We start from the raw sequence: 766 nt of genomic DNA, 5'->3' as shown, positions 1-766 counted from the left end.
GTTCACGCTGAGCCAACAGCAGCGCCAGCTTGGCCAGCTCGGCCGTCGGCTGGCTAGCCAGGACATGGCCCGGCTGTACCGGGCAGAAAGCGAGCGCATCGAACGCCTGCAACGCCGCTTGGCCAGCGCCATGCAGCGCCAGCTGGAAGCGCGCCAGGCACGCCTGCACAGCGCCGCTCGGGCACTCAACGCGGTCAGCCCGCTGGCAGTACTAGGCCGCGGCTATGCCATCGCCCAGGATGAACAAGGCCAGATCGTGCGCCGCGCCCAGGATACTCAGCCGGGCCAGCTGCTCAAATTGAAGCTGGGTGAGGGGCGTTTGAACGTGGAAGTAAAACGGCGCTATCAGAAATAGCGCCGCACTGGTGATTACTTTTTGTCCGATGACTCGTCCGGGGAAGGATTGACGTGATGGGTATCCGGCATCGGGTTGGCGTCGTCGTGATGATCGTCGCGCTGGTCTTTTTTCTGCTCTTGCTTCTGGTCGTGTTTATCCGGGGACATGCTACCTCCTGATCCTTGGTGGTGTGTGTTGCCTCCCTCACTATAGCCGCTCCCCACCCGCTTGCCATGAAGGCCGCACCGCAGAGCCGTGCAATGGCCTGCCTGGTTTTCAGGCTTCTCTTTCCAAAGCAGCGAGTTACCTCCTTCCCGGCCCGTTTGGCACCCACTCATGCAGTGTTTAAATAGCATTTATTAATTGTCGCTATCGGAAGTGAATGGCCTTCTTCGGCATTTGCCCCGGCCTGCGCCTTTGGTCTACGTT

Annotated in this window: 2 protein-coding genes; one reads left to right on the top strand and one right to left on the bottom strand. The window is 60.2% G+C overall.

From position 1 onward, the window contains the following. A partial coding sequence (locus B7L72_RS15520; RefSeq protein WP_303245526.1) for an exodeoxyribonuclease VII large subunit occupies positions 1-355 on the top strand: 355 nt, incomplete at its 5' end. A gap of 14 nt (positions 356-369) precedes the next feature. Here the strand turns inward: B7L72_RS15520 and B7L72_RS18985 are convergent. Further along, positions 370-504 (bottom strand): hypothetical protein, encoded by a 135-nt coding sequence (locus B7L72_RS18985; protein ID WP_254893829.1) that lies wholly within the window; start codon positions 502-504, stop codon positions 370-372. Positions 505-766 lie beyond the last annotated feature (262 nt).

This window comes from Halomonas sp. BC1, from assembly GCF_002078135.1.
Taxonomy (GTDB): Bacteria; Pseudomonadota; Gammaproteobacteria; order Pseudomonadales; family Halomonadaceae; genus Vreelandella; species Vreelandella stevensii.
The sequence above is the reverse complement of the archived record's forward strand: the minus strand, read 5'-3'. Positions and strand labels throughout refer to the sequence as shown.